At 44.9% G+C, this 20,450-nt stretch carries 18 protein-coding genes; 3 read left to right on the forward strand and 15 right to left on the reverse strand.

Annotation, left to right across the window (positions count from 1 at the left end; all coding sequences use genetic code 11):
• Positions 1-27: 27 nt before the first annotated feature.
• Genes metH through FO447_RS05440 form a run of 3 tightly spaced genes read right to left on the reverse strand, consistent with a single transcriptional unit; the run spans position 28 to position 3,827 of the window.
• The gene (gene metH, locus FO447_RS05430; protein WP_200758030.1) at positions 28-2,811 is read right to left on the reverse strand and encodes a methionine synthase; all 2,784 of its coding nucleotides are present in this window, start codon (positions 2,809-2,811) and stop codon (positions 28-30) included.
• Between the two features lie 3 nt (positions 2,812-2,814).
• Entirely contained in the window at positions 2,815-3,294 is a 480-nt protein-coding gene (gene smpB / locus FO447_RS05435; RefSeq protein WP_006849038.1) for an SsrA-binding protein SmpB, read from the reverse strand.
• Between the two features lie 23 nt (positions 3,295-3,317).
• Positions 3,318-3,827, reverse strand: coding sequence for a DMP19 family protein (locus tag FO447_RS05440; RefSeq protein ID WP_200758032.1), 510 nt, complete (start codon positions 3,825-3,827; stop codon positions 3,318-3,320).
• Between the two features lie 241 nt (positions 3,828-4,068).
• Between FO447_RS05440 and FO447_RS05445 the strand changes: the two genes are divergently transcribed.
• Complete coding sequence (locus tag FO447_RS05445; RefSeq protein ID WP_006849036.1) at positions 4,069-4,770, forward strand: iron-sulfur cluster assembly scaffold protein; 702 nt, start codon at positions 4,069-4,071, stop codon at positions 4,768-4,770.
• A gap of 15 nt (positions 4,771-4,785) precedes the next feature.
• A complete protein-coding gene (locus tag FO447_RS05450) occupies positions 4,786-5,799 on the forward strand; it encodes a GGGtGRT protein (protein WP_022121816.1) in 1,014 nt (337 codons plus the stop codon).
• A 193-nt stretch (positions 5,800-5,992) separates the two neighbouring features.
• Here FO447_RS05450 and FO447_RS05455 read toward each other — a convergent pair whose 3' ends face one another.
• From FO447_RS05455 to FO447_RS05475, 5 genes are all read right to left on the reverse strand, one after another.
• Positions 5,993-7,477, reverse strand: coding sequence for a hypothetical protein (locus FO447_RS05455; protein WP_200758034.1), 1,485 nt, complete (start codon positions 7,475-7,477; stop codon positions 5,993-5,995).
• A gap of 90 nt (positions 7,478-7,567) precedes the next feature.
• Positions 7,568-8,098, reverse strand: a complete 531-nt coding sequence (locus tag FO447_RS05460) for a 30S ribosomal protein S16 (RefSeq protein WP_022121818.1) — start codon at positions 8,096-8,098, stop codon at positions 7,568-7,570.
• Between the two features lie 139 nt (positions 8,099-8,237).
• Entirely contained in the window at positions 8,238-8,705 is a 468-nt protein-coding gene (locus tag FO447_RS05465) for a DUF4293 domain-containing protein (RefSeq protein WP_006849032.1), read from the reverse strand.
• A gap of 14 nt (positions 8,706-8,719) precedes the next feature.
• Entirely contained in the window at positions 8,720-9,070 is a 351-nt protein-coding gene (locus tag FO447_RS05470) for a DNA-directed RNA polymerase subunit omega (RefSeq protein ID WP_006849031.1), read from the reverse strand.
• 55 nt (positions 9,071-9,125) lie between these two features.
• Positions 9,126-9,992, reverse strand: coding sequence for an outer membrane protein assembly factor BamD (locus tag FO447_RS05475; protein WP_118253384.1), 867 nt, complete (start codon positions 9,990-9,992; stop codon positions 9,126-9,128).
• 158 nt (positions 9,993-10,150) lie between these two features.
• Between FO447_RS05475 and uvrB the strand changes: the two genes are divergently transcribed.
• Positions 10,151-12,196, forward strand: a complete 2,046-nt coding sequence (uvrB, locus tag FO447_RS05480) for an excinuclease ABC subunit UvrB (protein WP_119235963.1) — start codon at positions 10,151-10,153, stop codon at positions 12,194-12,196.
• Positions 12,197-12,347: 151 nt separating this feature from the next.
• Here the strand turns inward: uvrB and FO447_RS05485 are convergent, their stop codons facing one another.
• From FO447_RS05485 to FO447_RS05515, 7 genes are all read right to left on the reverse strand, one after another.
• Positions 12,348-12,935 (reverse strand): IMPACT family protein, encoded by a 588-nt coding sequence (locus FO447_RS05485; protein ID WP_006849028.1) that lies wholly within the window; start codon positions 12,933-12,935, stop codon positions 12,348-12,350.
• Entirely contained in the window at positions 12,935-14,269 is a 1,335-nt protein-coding gene (locus tag FO447_RS05490; RefSeq protein ID WP_153137474.1) for a DUF1015 domain-containing protein, read from the reverse strand. Before FO447_RS05490 ends, FO447_RS05485 begins: the two co-directional genes overlap by 1 nt.
• Positions 14,270-14,373: 104 nt before the next feature.
• Entirely contained in the window at positions 14,374-15,291 is a 918-nt protein-coding gene (locus tag FO447_RS05495) for an NAD(P)-dependent oxidoreductase (RefSeq protein WP_022121822.1), read from the reverse strand.
• Positions 15,292-15,304: 13 nt separating this feature from the next.
• A complete protein-coding gene (gene serC / locus FO447_RS05500; RefSeq protein ID WP_117727969.1) occupies positions 15,305-16,375 on the reverse strand; it encodes a 3-phosphoserine/phosphohydroxythreonine transaminase in 1,071 nt (356 codons plus the stop codon).
• A gap of 286 nt (positions 16,376-16,661) precedes the next feature.
• A complete protein-coding gene (locus FO447_RS05505) occupies positions 16,662-17,981 on the reverse strand; it encodes a DEAD/DEAH box helicase (protein ID WP_200758036.1) in 1,320 nt (439 codons plus the stop codon).
• Between the two features lie 98 nt (positions 17,982-18,079).
• Complete coding sequence (locus FO447_RS05510; RefSeq protein ID WP_200758038.1) at positions 18,080-19,306, reverse strand: tetratricopeptide repeat protein; 1,227 nt, start codon at positions 19,304-19,306, stop codon at positions 18,080-18,082.
• Between the two features lie 23 nt (positions 19,307-19,329).
• A complete protein-coding gene (locus tag FO447_RS05515; protein WP_200758040.1) occupies positions 19,330-20,439 on the reverse strand; it encodes a DUF6057 family protein in 1,110 nt (369 codons plus the stop codon).
• Positions 20,440-20,450: the final 11 nt, after the last annotated feature.

The following is a 20,450-nucleotide window of genomic DNA, read 5'->3' on the forward strand; positions in this document are numbered from 1 at the left end:
CCTAAAAACGTTGTATTCTTTATCTTGTCAGAACAGCTCCAGCTTGTTCTTTCTTGCCTCTGAGAGCGAGGCTATCTTAGCCTGCTCTTCATGATAGTTCTGGCGAAGTTTCTCGTAGCGTTCCTTCAGTTCCGCCTCAAACTTAGGACATTCAGCCTCGTTGAGGAATCGGGCACAGATTCCGGCATTGAGCGATGCGTCCTTCACCCAGATGACCGGTCCGTCATATTCAGGCGCAATCTTCAGAGCCACATGCAGTTCGCTCGTCGTTGCCCCACCTACCATGATAGGAATGCGCAAACCAGCCTTCTGCATTTCTCGGGCCACATGAACCATTTCTTCAAGCGAAGGGGTGATAAGTCCGCTCAAACCGATTGCATCTACCTTTTCATCGATAGCTTTCTGTACAATCTGTTCGGCTGGAACCATCACACCTAAGTCGATGATTTCGTAATTGTTACATGACATAACCACGCATACGATGTTCTTTCCGATATCATGAACATCGCCCTTCACAGTTGCCATCAGAATCTTGCCGGCAGTTGTTGCTCCACCCTGTTTTTCTGCCTCGATATGAGGCTGAAGGATAGAAACTGCCGATTTCATCGTGCGAGCCGTCTTGACAACCTGCGGCAAGAACATTTCGCCTTTTCCAAAAAGTTCGCCTACCAGGTTCATGCCGTCCATCAGAGGACCCTCAATTACGTTTACTGCATGAGGATATTTGGCAAGTGCTTCGTCAATATCCTGCTGCAGGAAATCGGTGATTCCCTTTCTCAGCGCATACTTCAGACGTTCTTCCACACTCTCCTTTCGCCATTCAGGAGCAGCCGGTTTCTTGGGAGCAACACCGCCTGCCTTAGCTGCAGCCTTGGCAGCATCAGCCTGGGCTTTTATCTCTGCCGCAAGCTCGATGAGTTCGTCAGCTGCACCTTTCCTTCTATTCAGCACCACATCCTCGATGAGAAGAAGCTGTTCTTCAGGAATTTTATTGTAATCCATTCTGGCTTTGGCATTTACAATACCAAAGTCCATACCTACCTGCTGGGCATGATGCAGGAAAACACAATGGATAGCCTCACGGATGTAAGTATTGCCACGGAATGAGAACGAGAGGTTACTGACACCTCCGCTGACATGTGCGCCAGGCAGGTTCTGATGAATCCACTCCGTTGCACGGATGAACTCAACGGCATAATTATCATGCTCCTCCATACCGGTAGCTATGGCAAGTACGTTCGGGTCGAAGATGATATCGAGCGGATTCATGCCCAACTTGTCTACCAGAAGATGATAAGCACGTTCTGCTATCTCGATGCGGCGCTCGAAAGTGGTAGCCTGACCAACCTCATCAAAACACATCACAACAACGGCTGCACCATAGCGCAACACATCGCGGGCATGAGAAAGGAATACTTCCTCACCCTCCTTCAAACTGATGGAATTGACAATACACTTGCCCTGGCAGCACTTCAAGCCAGCCACGATGACGTCCCATTTGGAAGAATCGATCATCACCGGAACCTTCGCAATGTCAGGTTCGGCTGCAATCATATTCAGGAAATTAACCATCTCGGCTTTCGCATCAAGCAAACCATCGTCCATATTCACGTCAACGACAGCTGCTCCATCAGCCACTTGCTTTCTGGCAATACCGATGGCTTCTTCATAATTCTTTTCGTTAATCAAACGCAGGAACTTCCTGCTACCAGCTACGTTACAGCGTTCACCCACGTTGACAAACCGACTGGCGTCAACCGGCAAATGTACGGAATCATCGACCTGCAGAAGGTCTAATCCCGAGAGCCACATATACTTAGGTTTCTCCACCACCTGGTGCGGCTTCTTACCCTCAGCGATACGGGCATAATGAGCGATGAATTCGGGACTTGTACCGCAGCATCCGCCAATGATGTTCACGATACCTTCATCGATGAATTCGGCTATTTGCGGAGCCATCGATTCGGCTGTCTCATCATATTCGCCCATTTCGTTAGGCAAACCGGCATTAGGATGCGCACTAATATAATAAGGTGCAACCTGAGCCATGTGCTCGATGAAAGGTTTCATCTGAGGAGCACCAAAGGCGCAGTTCATGCCGACAGAGAAGATAGGATAAGGAGAAAGCGAAGCAAGGAAAGCATCTACTGTCTGACCGCTGAGCGTTCTGCCCGCCAGATCACTTACCGTAAGACTGATCATGACAGGCAACTCTACTCCATGTTTCTTCATCATGGTGAGCGCTGCATCTATCATCGCCTTGCAGTTGAGTGTATCAAAGATGGTTTCGATGAGAATCACGTCAGCACCGCCTTCGATAAGTCCGTCCACCTGTTCGCATACATCGGTGAAAAGTTCATCGTAGGTAATCTCGCGGGCGGCAGGATTGCTGACGTCCGGACTCATGGAGCAAGTCTTGTTGGTTGGTCCCACATCTCCTGCAACGAAGCGAGGTTTATCAGGCGTAGAAAACTTATCGCATTCGATACGTGCCAGTCGGGCACCCTCGAAAGCCATTTCGCGGGCGCAGTTCTCCAGGTGATAATCAGCCTGCGAAATGCGCTGGCACGAAAAAGTATTTGCGGTAATAATATCGGCACCAGCCTCCAGGTAGCGTCGGTAAATATCAGATATCACATCAGGACGAGTAATGTTGAGCATGTCGTTGTTGCCTTTCATCATACCCGGCAAATCGCGGAACCGCTCGCCTCTGAAGTCTTCTTCTGTAAGATTATACTTCTGAATCTCAGTACCCATGGCACCATCGAGAATCAGAATTTTCTCCTTCACAATCTCTCTTAAATTCATCATTGTCTAAAAGTGCTTGATTGCTCTATCCATCTCTCTTCTGTCTTCCTTCTCCTTCAGAGTCTGGCGCTTGTCATACTCCTTCTTTCCCTTACAGAGAGCAATATCCACCTTGGCTCTACCGTGATTATCGATAAAGATGAGGGTTGGAACAATGGTGAAACCAGGCTGCTTGCTGTCCTCTTCAAGACGGCGCAATTCGCGCTTGGTGAGAAGAAGCTTGCGGTCGCGGCGAGCCTCATGATTGCTGAAAGAACCATAAAAATAAGGAGAGATGTTCATTCCCTTGACCCAAAGTTCGCCCTGATAGAAATCGCAATAACAATCTACCAGCGAAGCCTTTCCGCCACGGATTGACTTTATCTCTGTACCCGTAAGCACAATGCCTGCGGTATAAGTATCAACGAAGAAGTACTCGAACGAAGCCTTCTTGTTGCGTATCTGTATCGGACTCTTCTTACGGAGTTCCTGTTCTTGCTTGTTCATATATATAATAATGTATTATAAGTTTATAGTTTGACAATTTCGCAGAAATTGTCGATATGATCATCGATGTAGAAGGCAACCTTGCTGGTCCACTCTTCTTCGTTCTCAACGAACTCATCGTCAAAATCATCAAACTCAGGAAATTTCTCGTAGAGCGCCATAAACTCCTCATCGGTCAGATCGCGCTCAATCTCCTCATGGTTTGTCTTATACAGGAAATGACTCTTCTTGATGAGTTTGGCGAGTTCTGTCAATCCCCAGTTTTTAAACGCCTTGTCGGTAGGGTTCTTCCAGAGGAAAGCACCGTAACCGTTATGTATGAGCTGAACCATTCCGCCATCCATCATCTCCTCATGCAGGATATCCCAAGCCAGAAGAGTAATCTGGTCGCTGTTGAGCTGCGCCATGGTTTCGGCAGTCAGTTCACCACCAATCGCTTCGCGGATAGCGTCCACGAAAGCCTTTACAAATTCATCCATGCCTGCCTCGGCAGCCTGCTGAAGTCTGGCATCGTTTATCTTTACTTCGATCATAATCTACAAAATTGCAATTTTCAGTTTGCAAAGATACATGAAATTGTGCATAAACCCAAGAAAAAATCTAAATATTAGGTTAAAGAGTTAAAAAGAATACCCAATTTTAGGTATTTTCCGGATTTTTTTTGTACTTTTGTGCTCGGAATTGAGGTGATGGCACCGATGTTTCAGCAAAACAATATGAATTAAGTACAGAACTTTATACTTATAATATTCATTAATATAAAATTTAGCGAATATGATCTATTCTAAAGAAGTAGACAACATGTGCGTTGTCGCTAAGGGTCCTAACCACGGACCAGCTCCAATTCCTGAAGAGGGAAAATGGATTCAGGCAAAAGAGATCAAAGACATCTCTGGTTATACTCACGGTGTGGGTTGGTGTGCTCCTCAGCAGGGTGCTTGCAAGCTCTCTTTGAACATCAAGGAAGGCGTTATTCAGGAGGCTCTTGTTGAGACTATCGGTTGTACTGGTATGACTCACTCAGCTGCTATGGCTTCTGAGATTCTCCCAGGCAAGACTATTCTTGAGGCTTTGAACACTGACCTCGTATGCGATGCTATCAATACAGCTATGCGCGAGCTCTTCCTCCAGATTGTTTACGGTCGTAGCCAGAGCGCTTTCTCTGAGGGCGGTCTCGTTATCGGTGCAGGTCTTGAGGACTTGGGTAAGGGTCTTCGTTCACAGACTGGTACTCTCTATGGTACTGTAGCTAAGGGTACACGTTACCTCGAGTTGACAGAGGGTTACATCACAAAGCAGTTCCTCGATAAGGACAGCCAGGTTTGTGGTTATGAGTATGTTCACCTCGGCAAGATGATGGAAGCTATCAAGAACGGTATGGACGCTAACGAGGCTGTCAAGAAGTTCACAGGTAGCTACGGTCGTACAACTGCTGAGCAGGGTGTTGTTAAAGCTATTGATCCACGTAAAGAATAATAAGGAGATACAGATATGATTAGAAAAGTAAGTTACGAAAGTCAGGAACGTCGCGAGAAGCAGGTTCTTGCTGCTCTTAATGCTAACGGTATCAAGAGCTTGGAAGAGGCTAATCAAATCTGCGAGGACGCAGGTGTTGACCCTTATCAGATGTGTGAAGATACTCAGCGTATCTGCTTCGAGAACGCTAAGTGGGCGTATGTAGCTGGTGCTGCTATCGCTATCAAGAAAGGTGTTAAGACTGCTGCTGATGCAGCTGAGGCTATCGGTATCGGTTTGCAGGCTTTCTGCATCCCAGGTTCTGTAGCTGACGACCGTAAGGTTGGTCTTGGTCACGGTAACTTGGCTGCTCGTTTGCTCCGTGAGGAGACTCAGTGCTTCGCTTTCTTGGCTGGTCACGAGTCTTTCGCTGCTGCTGAGGGTGCTATCAAGATTGCTGAGATGGCAAACAAGGTTCGCAAGAACCCATTGCGCGTTATCTTGAACGGCCTTGGTAAGGATGCTGCTCAGATCATCAGCCGCATCAACGGTTTCACATACGTACAGACAAAGTTCGACTACTATACAGGTGAGTTGAAGGTTGTTAACCGCATCGCTTACAGCGACGGTCCACGTGCTAAGGTTAACTGCTATGGCGCTGACGACGTTCGCGAGGGTGTTGCTATCAACTGGAGCGAGGATGTAGACGTATCAATCACTGGTAACTCTACAAACCCTACACGTTTCCAGCACCCAGTAGCTGGTACATACAAGAAGGAGCGTATTGCTGCTGGTAAGCCATACTTCTCAGTAGCTTCTGGTGGTGGTACAGGTCGTACTTTGCACCCAGATAACATGGCTGCTGGTCCTGCTTCTTACGGTATGACTGATACTATGGGGCGTATGCACTCAGACGCTCAGTTCGCAGGTTCTTCTTCAGTTCCTGCTCACGTAGAGATGATGGGCTTCCTCGGTATGGGTAACAACCCTATGGTAGGTGCTACTGTTGCTATCGCTGTAGCTATCGACCTCGCTATCAACAAGAAGTAATTTCTTTGAGATACAAAGCATATAAAAGCCTTGAGAATCAGCTGATTCTCAAGGCTTTTTCTTTATTTATCCTACTGGAATAATCCAATATCCTACTGGAATAAAAAAATATCTCCGAAAGATATTTTTTTATCTTTCGGAGATATTCTTCTATCTTTCGGAGAAAATAATTTATCCTACAGTATTTCTATTTTTATCTAACCAGTTTTCGAATTTTCCTAAAACTAAACGATGTGCTCATAAGTGCTATGATTACGCCAATCAGCCAGTAAAGCCAATCACGATAACTGATCATGAAAACCAGGAACAACACCAGGAGCAGAATCAGAAGCTGAAAGATACAGAATCTGAAACCAAGAGCGGATAAATGATAACCATAAACGGCTCTGCTGAAAATCAAAACGGCAATGGTCTCTATGGCATAAGCAACGGCAATACCCCCTCCTACTCCTCTCAATCCATCTAACTGATAACCAGCGATTTCACAGACTATTAGCAAGATAACACAAAAACTTTCCTGAATGAGAAAAAGTGTGGAATCTCCCCTTGACAACGGGAGATATTCTATTGGAAGATAAACCGCCTTGAACAACATGGCAACAGCAGCAAGCTGAGTCATCTGGAGCATCCCCATAAACTGGGCATTGTATAATATCGGAATAATGAGAGGCAGACCCAAAATGATAGCTGCAACGATAGGCCCCAGCAACAGGACATTCATTTCAAGCTGGCGGTTCACACAGAGATTGCGCTCTTTAACAGACTCCTCGTTTTTTCTGGAACCCGAAATGCCGGAGAGACGGGGATAAAAATCCTGATCCATGACCGAGAACACCATTCCCGCATAAACAAAGACAATCGTTATACCGGCATTGAAAAGTCCGACAACTTCCAGATCGCCTTGTTGGTTCAAAAAGGCACGAATCAGAAATTCGCATCCGCTATTCATCAAACCCGAAAGTACAAATGCCCCGCCAAGTCGTAAAAGTGGGAAACCTGCAACTAGCGTCATTTTTCGCATATTTACGCCCCACCGTACAACTCGTCGGGAATATCGAAAATTCAGAGCCCATTGCATAAATGCCAAAATGAACAGAACGGGCAGAATACCTCTCTCACCAAATATCCAATAAACCGGAACCGAAACCAAAAGCAGAAGAATAGCCAGAAGACTTGCCTGCATCGCCAACGCACGCAACTGTCCGGTAGCTTTCAGAATGGCTGTTTCACCTCCAGCCAGAATCGTGAAGAAAATGGTTGGTGCCAGGAGAATGAAATGTAGCGTATGATTGCCCCAGGAAAAAGTAAACCCATTGAGTAACGGACCCAGAAGAACACAGACGATGGCTCCGAAAAATGCAGCAAGCAGACTATAGGTGCGGACAAGAAGAACCGCCCCGGCGATATCAGCCTTTTCGGACTGCGATTCATCTGCAGCATGTTCCTTTTCAGAAATAAATTTAACACCACTTGTAGGAATGCCGAAATTACACGCAGAACTGAGAACAGAAATCGTTGAGCTGAAAAGAGACAGCAGTCCCATTCCAGAAGGTCCGAGGAAGAGCGCCGTAAATTTATTGCGCAAAACTCCTACAAGAATTCCCAATCCTTGCACACTGCCAAACAATCCTGTATATTTCAGAATATGCGAATAACTGTTTTCCTTTTTATCACCCATAATCAAAAGAAACAAAAAAAAGGTTGGATTTCCCGAAAGAGAAATTCAACCTTTATACTTTAAAATCTCAAAAGAAGATTCTGTCGAAGATTAAGCCTCAGCTGGAGCCTCCTCTGCAGGAGCTTCCTCAGCAGCCTTAGCCTCTGCCTCAGCAGCAGCTGCAGCAGCCTTCTTATCAGCTACCTTCTTAGCGATTGCCTCGTTCATCTTCTTCTCAGCCTCGAGCTCCTTAGCAGCAGCTTCCTTCTTTGCCTTAGCATCGCCCTCGCGAACAGCAGAAATCTTAGCGTCCTTGCTATTCTTCCAAGCGTCGAAACGCTTCTGAGCCTCAGCATCGTCGAATGCGCCCTTCTTAACGCCACCCTTGAGGTGCTTCATCAAGTAAACGCCCTCGCCCTTGAGGATGTTGCGAACTGTGTCTGTTGGCTGTGCACCTGTCTCTACCCAGTAGAGTGCGCGCTCGAAATTCAAATCTACAGTAGCTGGATTGGTATTAGGGTTGAAAGTACCAATCTTCTCAGTAAATTTACCATCACGTGGTGCTCTAACGTCAGCGATTACGATGCTGTAGAAAGCATAGCTTTTACGACCGCCGCGCTGCAATCTGATTTTTGTTGCCATTTTTAAATCTTAATTTTAATTTAATTTATAATGAGGTTTGAATTTTATGCTGCCATCTCGTGACAGCGGGTGCAAAATTACTACTTTTATTTGAATTGAGCAAACTTTTATCGATATTCAAATGCTTTTTTAGCATTTTTTATCTGATTCGGTCTGCTGCTCTCAAGAGTTTGATGTCATCGTTCACACCTTTCATTGCCATCCATTCGAATATGATTGCTACCAAAGGAAGGCAAGCGGCAAACTGAAACTTCATCGTTCCTTCTGCTTCAGGAACAGGAATCAAGCCCATGAACATCACGATATAATCTACATACCATAAACCTGCAAAAAGCATGGCAAGTGAACAGAGTGATTTCTGAAGCTTCAGATTCTTGTACAAAAAGATGTTTACCAATGCTATGATGGCTGAAACGGCGAGCAGAAGGAACAGAGGAACGCAAGTAGTTGAAATCTGCATTCCTGCCTCCCCTACCACTCCGAGATTATAAACCATAGTGTCTCCTCCCATCGTCTTAGCTGCGATGCTGGCGATAGGAAGGAAAAGACAGATAGCAATGGCGATGACAGCAAAGAGCAGAAATAATGTCTGTTTACGCTGTATCATATAGCTCTGGAATATTAAATTTCGCTCTCGTGAACCATTGGTGCAGATGTCTTGGTAGGATCGCGCCAATAAATATTATTCTCAATAAACTCTTCTGTAGCGAGCAAAGTTGGCTTTGGCAACTTCTCGTAGTAGCGAGAGATTTCAATCTGTTCGCGGTTCTCAAAAACTTCCTCCAAAGAATCGTTATAAGAAGCAAACTCCTGAAGTTTCTTGCTCAACTCCTGCTTGATTTCGATAGAAATCTGATTAGCGCGCTTTGCAATGATAGCTACGCTCTCGTAGATATTATGGGTATCATCGCAGAGATCCATAATGTTGCGAGTTACTGTGTTTACTGGTGCCTTTGATTTTTTGAAATCCATAATTATAGTACTATTATTATTATATTGTTTTTACCTTATTATATATATGCTTTTTTTAATTGGCATTATTGCCAAGCTGGTCGAGAGCTGACTCCGGATGCTCTTTCTCGTACTGCTTGCACTTCTCGATATACTTCTCGGCAAGTGCACGGTCCTTTGAATCAGGATATTCGTTGATAAAGCCATAACACTCATCCTCAGCATCCTGATAGCGCTCCAGCTGCTTTTTCTCGACACTCATCTTTGCCAGTTCGTATTTACCTTTCATGATGAGCGATGCAAACTCCTCGCGTCGGTTGCTGTAAGGATAATCCTTAAGCGCATTCTGTGCAGTTACGATACAAGCCTCATAATTGTTGCCTCCGCTGGTACAGTTGCCGAAATAGGTGCCCATATCAAAATAGAGCTTGGCACTCTTATACTCCTTCTCAACCAAGAGGTCCTGAAGAGCAAAAAGGCGGTTTGTAGCCTGCTGCTTGAGTCGGGCATCTGGATAAAGATCCAGGAACTCCTGGAAGGCTGCGATGGCAGTAATCGTGGTACTCTGGTCAAGACGAGGTTCTGGAGCATTCTGATACAGACTCTCTCCTACAAAGTACTTTGCATTTTCAGCAAACTTACCTTTAGGATAAGAAGAGTAATACTTCTTGAAATACTCTGCAGCAGTCTCATAATCCTTCATACCATACTCGGCCATAGCCAGCATGTACAAACATTCCTCACCCTCGGTAGAACCTTTCTTCATCGTTACCAGTTCCTGCAGAAGAGGAATGGCACGGGAATACTTGCCCTGGGCATAGCTCTGCTTGGCGTACTCATACTTATAAGTATAATCGCCTGATTTCAATACCTGGTTATATTCGTGGGCACAGCTCGACAAGAGCAATGCAACACACGATGCAATAAGAGTCAATTTTTTCATAATTCTCATTTTGAACTGCAAAGTTACTCATAATTTACTTATTAGCAAAAGAAAAGATACATTTTTTCGTAAAAAATTAATCTTTATAACGATTAATGGCGTTTTTTTTGTAATTTTGCACCTTGAAACAGAACTTTTGAGAAGAAATCAGGAAGAAAATGGATTTTAAGATTACATCAAAATATAAGCCGACTGGCGACCAGCCGCAAGCCATCAAGCAACTCACAGAGGGGGTGCTTGAAGGAGACCCTGCACAGGTGTTGTTGGGTGTAACCGGCTCGGGTAAAACCTTTACGGTGGCAAACGTGATTGCCAACGTGGGGAAGCCTACGCTCATCTTGAGCCACAACAAGACTCTTGCAGCCCAACTGTATCAGGAGATGAAGGGTTTCTTCCCTGAGAACGCAGTAGAATATTATGTTTCATACTACGACTATTATCAGCCGGAAGCTTATCTGCCAACGACTGATACATATATAGAAAAAGACCTCGCCATCAATGATGAAATAGACAAGTTGCGACTCGGTGCTGTTTCTGCCCTTCTCTCGGGCAGAAAGGATGTCATCGTTGTCTCATCCGTATCGTGCATCTATGGTATGGGCGGACCTGTGGCGATGCAGGAGAACATCATCAAGATTCATCGCGGGCAGCGACTCGACAGAAATGAATTTCTGAGAAAACTCGTTGATGCACTTTACGTTAGAAATGACATAGAACTGCAACGTGGCAACTTTAGAGTGAAAGGCGAAACGGTTGACATCTTTATGGCTTACAGCGATCATGTTTTGCGCGTAACATGGTGGGACGATGAGATTGACAGTATCGAAGAAGTGGATTCGCTCACTTATCACCGCCTTGCCTCGTTCGAAGATTACGAGATTTATCCAGCCAACCTTTTCGTAACAACAAAAGAACAGCAGGAAAGTGCCATTCGCAGAATTCAGGACGACCTGGTTAAACAGGTAGAATTCTTCAAGAGTATTGGAGATGGAATCAAGGCACAGCGCATCAAGGAACGTGTAGAATATGATATGGAAATGATCAAGGAATTGGGCCACTGTTCGGGCATCGAGAACTATTCCCGCTATTTTGATGGCAGGCATGAAGGAGAACGCCCGTATTGCCTGCTCGATTTCTTCCCTAAAGATTTCCTGCTTGTGGTTGACGAGAGCCATGTGAGCATCCCGCAGATTGGAGCCATGTATGGAGGCGACCGGGCACGAAAGAAGAACCTGGTAGAATATGGTTTCCGTTTGCCTGCTGCCTTCGACAACCGTCCGCTGAAGTTCGAGGAATTTCATGATCTCATTCCGCAGGCCATCTACGTAAGTGCAACTCCGGCAGACTATGAATTGAGAGAAGCCGAAGGCGTGGTTGTAGAACAGCTGATTCGTCCTACAGGACTCCTGGATCCGGAAATCGAAGTCCGTCCAAGTGAGAATCAGATAGATGATCTTCTGGACGAAATATTAACAAGAACACACCGCAACGAGCGAGTTCTGATTACGACTCTTACAAAGCGCATGGCAGAAGAGCTCACTGAGTTCCTGCTCAATCACAACGTAAAGGCTGCCTATATCCACAGTGATGTGGCAACCTTAGACCGAGTAAAGATCATGAACGATCTCCGTGCAGGAGTATACGATGTACTGGTGGGTGTCAACCTGTTACGAGAAGGACTCGACTTGCCGGAAGTTTCGCTCGTAGCTATTCTCGATGCAGATAAGGAAGGTTTCCTGCGCAGTCACCGTTCTCTGACCCAGACGGCAGGCCGTGCAGCCCGAAATGTGAACGGCAAGGTAATCATGTATGCAGACAACATCACAGACAGCATGCAGAAAACTATAGATGAAACTGCCCGCCGCCGAAGCATCCAGTTGAAATACAATGCCGACCATGGCATTACTCCAAAACAGATTGTGAAAGCAATAACCTCAGCTCTGCCTACTAGCAAGGAAGAAGGAGCAAAGATTGTTCCGATGGGAGCCGAGGGTTCCAAGCCTCGCGTCTACGTGGAACCGGAAAGTGCAGCCTTCGTTGCCGACCCTATTGTTCGCAGTATGAGCAAGGAAGAATTGGAGAAGAGCATTGCCAATACTACGGCATTGATGAAGCAAGCAGCCAAAGACCTCGACTTCATGCAAGCTGCCCAATATCGCGATGAAATCATCCGATTGCAGAAGGAATTGGAAGAAAAGGGATAAATTCAAAAGAAATAACCATCAAAAAGAGGGTGTATCATAAATTAATGATTCACCCTCTTTTTGTTGGAATATTACTGATATGTTATCCAAGCTTATAACACACCCTCTTTTTATTTACCCAGCTGTTATTCATCTGTCTGTCAGTTATCTGCTATTCAAACGACAGCTTTTTCAGACGGGAACGTAACTGCTCAGCCTCGCTCTTTCTGATAGAGAGTTTGATACTGCAAGTATTATCGAAAGTCTGATCCAGGATACGCGGATTCATATCTTTGACTATCCTCATCACATCATTCATCATCGGATAAGTAAAATCATAGGTTACTATTTCCTCTATCTGTTGCGTAACCTCCTCACAATGAGCCAAAGCATCAATGGCAGCTTCACGATAAGCAACAATGAGTCCGCTGGTTCCCAATTTCACTCCTCCGAAATATCGGATGACGACAATTAAAATATCCGTCAATTCTGATTTCGTGATTTGGCCGAGGATTGGTTTTCCTGCCGTAGAAGAAGGTTCGCCATCATCATTGGCACGGAACTCTGTCCGTTCAGGACCTAGCATATATGCATAACAACAATGTCGGGCATCGTAATATTTCTTACGGTACCCGGCAACAATTTCCTTCACCTCGTCAACAGTTGTAACATGGTGAGCAAAGGCGAGAAACTTACTCCTTTTCTCGGTGTAATATCCCTCGCCTATCGTATCTGATATAGTCTTAAATTCGTCTATCATTAATCCAACTTGTGAATAATCAAACCGCTGCGCAACTTTGGTTCAAACCATGTTGCCTTAGGTGGCATAATCTTACCACTGTCAGCGATGTCCATAATCTGCTGCATAGTAACCGGATGCAAAGCAAGTGCCATCTTCATCTCACCGCTATCCACACGACGTTTCAACTCACCGAGACCGCGAAGACCGCCCACAAAATCGATGCGCTTATCAGAACGTAAATCCTTGATACCCAGAATTTCATCAAGAATCAGGCGAGATGAAATATCCACATCGAGCACGCCGATTGGATCAGCATCATCATAGGTTCCCGGCTTGGCAAACAAACCGTACCATTTACCGTCCAGATAGAGGAGGAAAGAATGGAGAGCAGCTGGTTTCAGAATATCCAAGCCAAACTGGCTGATAGCATCATCAATAGCCATCTTTTCATAGCAAGGTATGCCCTCTTCATCACCAGATACATTCACATTGATTGCATCAATATCTATCACTTCGAAGTTCTTTGTCAAAGCATCGAGGAACTGATCAGAAGTCAGGCCATTCAAATCCTTCACAACTCGGTTATAATCGAGAATGGTAAGCTGACTTGCCTGGAAACAAACTGCCATAAAGTAGTTATATTCCTCCTTACCTGTATGATTAGGATTCTGCTTAGCTTTTTCTGCACCTACCAGAGCTGCTGCAGCAGAACGGTGATGGCCGTCAGCAATATAAAGGCTAGGCATCTTGGCAAATTCCGCTGTAATTGTGGCAATATCCTGATCATCGCTTACAACCCAGAACTGATGACGGAAACCATCAATTGGAGCAATGAAATCATATTCCGGTGTTGTTGCTGCATAACGCATCAGAAGTCCGTTAAGCACCTCATTATCAGGATAAGCGAAGAATACTGGTTCGATATTGGCATTGCATACACGAACATGCTTCATACGGTCTTCTTCCTTATCGCGGCGTGTTAACTCATGTTTCTTGATGACACCCGTCATATAGTCGTTTACATACGCACCTACAACAAGACCATACTGAGTCTTACCATTCATAGTCTGTGCATAGATATAATACTGTTCCTTATCATCCTGTTTTAACCAGCCATTCTCCTGGAACTTTCTGAAGTTCTCTGCAGCGCTTTCATAAACGCGAGGATCGTACTCAGAAGTACCTGGTTCGAAATTGATTTCAGGTTTAATAATATGATAAAGGCTCTTCTCGTTATCGCCTGCCTCGGCACGTGCTTCCTCAGAATTGAGAACATCGTAAGGACGAGACTCAACTTGCTCAACGAGATTTTTAGGAGGTCTTACTCCCTTAAAAGGTTTTACTATTGCCATAATATTTCGTTTAAATTGACTAGTTTAATAAAAACATGAAAAGCCCATCAAGAGTGCTTCTGTGAAAAAGCACCCTTCATGAGCTATATGTATGGGGAGAATAATTACTTATTTACCTGGAATTTAGTGCATCCATCCTTAAAGAACGCATTAATCTGCTTAGCTGCAGCAATACCGGCATTGATATTAGCTTCTGCAGTCTGTGCACCCATCTTCTTAGGAGTTGAGAAGTAGCGACCCTCGAACTTGGCAAAGTCTGCATCAGCATCAGGCTTGATATCAGTGATGAACTTCAAGTCCTCTCGCTCAGCAAGAAGTTTCAGGAGCTCAGGCTCATTGATAACCTCCTTACGCGCTGTATTGATGAGGATGCCACCCTTAGGCAACTGGTTTACAGTCTTGTAGTCGATGCTCTTGATAGTCTCTGGAGTAGCAGGGATATGAAGAGAAACGATGTCACAAGTCTGGAACAACTCATCCTGTGACTTTACAGCATGCACACCGGCAGCCTCGATAACATCAGCTGGGCAGAATGCATCGTAAGCAGCTACTTCCATACCAAATCCCTTGGCGATGCGAGCCACATTTCGACCAACATTACCGAAAGCAAGAATACCCAGTTTCTTACCCTTCAACTCGCTGCCAGCCTTGCCGTTGTAGAAATTACGTACAGTAAAGACCAACAAGCCGAATACCAACTCAGCTACTGCGTTAGAGTTCTGACCAGGAGTATTCTCAGCCACTACATTATGAGCAGTAGCAGCAGCAAGGTCGATGTTATCATAACCTGCACCAGCACGAACGATAATCTTCAGGTTCTTTGCTGCATCGAGCACCTCGGCATCAGCCTTGTCAGAGCGGATAATCATCGCGTCCACATCCTTCACTGCATCGAGAAGCTGAGCCTTCTCTGTATATTTTTCGAGCAGTACCAATTCGTTGCCTGCTCCCTCTATTTCTTTCTTAATGCCTTCCACAGCAGCCGCTGCGAATGGCTTTTCTGTTGCAACTAATACTTTCATACAAATTCAAAAATTAATGTTGTGCTTCAAAATCCTGCATAGCCTTGACGAGTGCCTGAACACCCTCCATGGTCTGTGCATTGTAGCAGCTGGCACGGAAACCACCCACTGAGCGGTGACCCTTGATACCTACCATGCCACGTTCTGTAGCGAAGTCGAGGAATGGCTTCTCCAACTCCTTGTACTCATCGTTCATCACGAAGCAGATGTTCATCAATGAGCGTGAAGCCTCTTCCACAGTACCCTTGAAGAGTTTGTTTCGGTCGATTTCAGCATAAAGAACTTCTGCACGTTCGTGAGCTCGCTTGTCAGCAGCCTCAACACCACCATTAGCCTTCAACCAGCGGAGATTCTCCATCAAGGTATAGATAGGAACAACAGGAGGAGTATTGAACATACTGCCCTTCTCTACGTGAGTACGATAATCGAGCATAGTAGGAAGCTCGCGAGGAGCCTTGCCGAGCATATCATCCTTTACGATGATAACAGTAACACCTGCCATAGAAAGATTCTTCTGAGCACCTGCATAGATGGCAGTATACTTAGAAACATCTACAGGACGGCTCATGATATCTGAAGACATATCAGAAATCAATGGTACGTTTACATCTGGATCAACACGGAGTTCAGTACCATATATAGTATTGTTGCTTGTCAAATGCAAGTAATCACAATCGGCTGGTACAGTGTTAGGAACCTGTGGATAGAAAGTGAAATTGGCGTCGGACGATGATGCGATCTCCACGACCTCACCAAAATGCTTTGCCTCTTTCATTGCCTTCTTAGCCCAAGTGCCAGAATTAATGTAGGCAGCCTTCTTGATGAGGAAGTTTGCTGGAATCTGCATAAACTGCAATGACGCACCACCACCAAGGAAGATTACGGAATAACCCTCAGGAATGTCAAGAAGCTCCTTGAATAAGGAGACTGCCTCATCAACTACTGGCTGGAAATCCTTAGCACGGTGGCTGATTTCCATCAATGAAAGACCTGAACCATTAAAATCCAAAATCTGCTTTGCTGTGTTCTCAATCACTTCGCGTGGAAGCATTGATGGACCTGCGTTAAAATTGTACTTCTTCATCTTTGTATAATTATTTAAGTTTTATACGATATAATCCTGTTAGCAGGAAAAATTAATGCACAATACACCCATATAGGATACATAGTAAACCTTTGGATTGTATTTACGACTGCGAAATTACACTTTTTATTTGAAACTACCAAACTTTTCTGCACATTTTTAGCGTTTTGCGCAGATTTCTTTCATTTTGTTAGTCATTTTAGTATAATAACTGCATATTTATGTCTATTTTTACATTTATTATACATTAGCAAGCAACAGAGAAAAGATAGCAGCAGTTTGTCAACTACCTTACCTCTTCCACTATCGTTTTGACACCTTTTATCTTTTCGCCCTTTACATTATTCAGTACGCTACGCAACTTCGTTCGGGAAATGGCAGCATAAGCATAACGGTCATTAACATCAATCTTACCGATTTCAGCCGACTGCAGCCCACCCTTCTTGCAAAGGAAGCCTAAGATGTCACCCTTGCTGATTTTATCCTTTTTGCCTTTACCTATATATATAGTAGCCATCTTAGGTTTGGCTGGCGCAGGAAGCTGATCAGCAGCAGGCATCTCGTAATCCTCAATTTCAGCATCCACATATTCCGGAATATGCTCTTCAGGACCTAACAGGAAGAAAGCCTTGCCCTGGGCTTCCCATCTTGCCGTACGTCCTACACGATGGATATAACCATCTTCGCTTTCCGGCATGTGATAATGGATAATATTATCTATATCAGGAATATCAAGTCCGCGCGAAGCCAGATCCGTACTCACCAGAATATTGGCACTTCCGTTGCTAAAACGGTAGAGAGAAGCCTCGCGTTCCTTCTGTTCCAATCCACCATGGAAGAAAGAGGTTGAAAATCCCTGCTCCACCAGATATTTATTGGTGCGCTCCACACTGTCGCGATAATTGAGGAATACAATGGTACTCTGATCGCCTAAACTGCGTAGCAAAAGTGACAGACTCTCCAGTTTATCCTTTACCGGACTATCCACCTTATATATATGTACACGGTCAGGAACCTGATCTTCATCCACACGGTAATCTATCTTTTCTACCCTGCCCATGTGTACGAAATGAGGAATCTCCTCCGCCTCGGTAGCAGAAAGCAGGAAATGTCGACGCAAGCCAGGCAAAGACTTGATCAGTCGGCTCATTTCGTCCTGGAAGCCCATCTCCAGACACTTGTCAAACTCATCAATCACCAGGTATTTTATATGATATGGAGAAAGATTTCCCTTATCCAGATGATCATTGAGACGACCTGGAGTTCCAAATACAATCTGAGGACGAACCTGTTTCATCACGCGATGCTCATCCATCGTAGCACGACCACCATAGCAAGCCATCGCACGCAAACCGCTGCCCATATTCTTCAATACGTTAGCCGACTGCAAAGCGAGTTCCCGACCAGGAGTTACCACCACCGCCTGTGCCTCGTCATCAGTAGCATCTATAAGTTGGGTAAGAGGCAAAAGATAAGCCAGTGTCTTGCCACTACCTGTTGGCGAAAGTATCACCACATCCTTGTTCCCGTGCAAGATTGCCTGCAAGGAATCCTGCTGCATATCATTGAGCTCAATGCCCAGTTTATCTAAAATTCTGTCTACCATAAATTTCCTAATAATCAATTTCAATAGAGAAGTATTCTTTTATTAAAGAGAAGTTTTCCTTTCAAGAGAAGTTTTCATAAATTCCTCATCATGAGGCATTATTTCTTTTTCTGATTGAGCAGTTTGTCAATCTCATCAAACTCCTTACCCATGTTCAGGTTCAGATAGATGGTATATAGCGGCAAAGCCCACTGGTCCTGCATATCAGGCGCCATCGTTCTGTACTTCTGCAGATAAGGCATCGCACTCTTGTAAAGTCCGTCTATCTCCTGATGAGTTTTGCGGGATTGCTGCGAATTCTTATCCATTTCAACCGCCTGATTAAAATAAGCCAAACCTATATTATAATAAGCACCAGCCAAAGAATCGTTCACGGCAAGTGCCTTTTTGCTCACTTCGATGCATTGCTTGAAATCACCCATATTCAAGAGAATAGTTCCCTTGGTAAAGAGATAGATATCATTGTCGGGAGCTATCGCCAGCGCCTTATCTGCCACGGCGAGCGCAGAATCGAGTAGGTTTTCCTGCGAATAATACTCTACCAGACGCGGGAAGAAGAACGGGAATTTCGGATCCCGCTCAAAACCTTCCTTCAAGGTCGAGAGATAGCGCGCAGTATCCTTCTCCAGTTTGTAAGTCTCAGCCAGATACTGTAACATATAGTTATAATGAGCCGTATCTTTCAGCGCCTCATAAGAATGATGAAGCGTAGCTTTGGTATCTTTCATCTTATATCCGGCATATACAGCCCAATAAGCGGCCGAAGAAAGATATTTGTCTTTCTGGGCATACTTATAAGATTGGAACATCGGGGCTGTACTGCACTCTATGTACTGGTCAAAGAACTGATAAGCCTCCTTGTATTTCTGCTTCCTGATAAACCAGGTTCCTCCGTTATAGAGGTTCGGACGTATCCTGTTCAAATATTCAGAATGAGACTTGCGGAAATCAAACTCACATTTTCCTTTCTTGTTAGGAATCATCTCAACGGAATCAAGTCCTTGGGCTATAACGAAGAGCTGTCGGGTTGCATTGAAGAGTTGGGCTGTATCATACGCCTGTTTGAGGTAGAGTTTCTCATTACCCTGTTCATACTGCTTCTTCACAGCATCGAAGAGAATATTCCAAATTTTCTTGTTATTCCGGTTGGCAGAATCCGTCAGGAGTTTGCGCATACTGGATTCGGCCTTCGCCAAATCCTTGCCAGCCTTTACCAGATCTTTGGCTGCAGAAATCTCCTTCTTCTGTGCCTGCAACCCTAATGGCGCCAACAGAAGAAAAGCTATCTGTAAAACCCATAAGTTTCTGAATATCTGTATTTTCATATTAATCTCCTAAATTAAAACTTTCATTTGTTTCCATACTCATAATAATACCAGTAGGTATTTCCATAAGTATCCCGAAGAGCATTCTGCTTTTCTGTCTCATTAGCATATTTGTGATCCATCTGCTGGAAATCCTCAAAGTCTGTATCCATCACATTATCGTGATAAACGATACTTGGATTACTGCGGCGATGCGTATAAAGAACCAACGCTTCCTTATAATGAACAGGCAGTTTGCCCGAAGTTACTTTGTAATGTTTCTGCACCTCTGCTACGAACTTGTCTAGTTGCTTGTCCAGCAAGAGTGCACAAAGCTGATAGTCAACAGGCAGACGATACTTGAGATGATGTTTAACCATCCATGCCGAAGGTTTCTGCATCCATTTTGGCGCCTTCCACATCATAGCCTTCACGGTTACGCTATCCGGCATCATCGCCTTACTTCCACCTACCAGCGGATAAGTAAAGAGACGGCTGCCCAGCTCGCCTGTTTCGTTGAGACAGGCTATACGGAGCATTGTCAGCGAAGAATCTGTTTTCAGAGATTTTTCACCTACTTCCAAAGCTTTTTCATACTGTTTTTCTTTCATCAGATGTTCCATGCGCATACGTCCATGAAACAGCCGATCATTGCTAGCAACAAAGTTGACAAGCAATATCATCACCAGCATCTGGAGCAGATTCACCCACATATAGCGGGAGAACCAGCCGTTACTGTGAGGCTCTGTTTCTATCGGCTCCAACTGGCGGGCTATCCATATTAATCCGCCCCAGAGAATCAGACAGAGTGGCAGGATAATCCACCACGCCCCCAGCGAATGATAACGGTCGATATCAACGGGGATATCGGTAATCATCGTCAGGATGAGGAACGAAGGGAAATAAGTAAGCCCGTGGAAACGGCGTTTCACACGGGTTACCGCGTACACTCCCACTTGCAGCAGATAGAGTACGAGCGTGATAAGCAGTGGAGCCAGCGTGTAACTGTAGTTGGTCAAACCGCCTGAGAAAACATGCTGAGCCACTGCCAGTACGTCTGCCTGGTAAAATGCCAGGTAGACGTAGGTAAATGTGATAAAGATGATAGCACAGGCGATTTGCATCTTCGCAGTACTACTCCTTTTATTTTTCATAAATCAATCTA

This window comes from Segatella copri (assembly GCF_015074785.1).
GTDB lineage: Bacteria > Bacteroidota > Bacteroidia > Bacteroidales > Bacteroidaceae > Prevotella.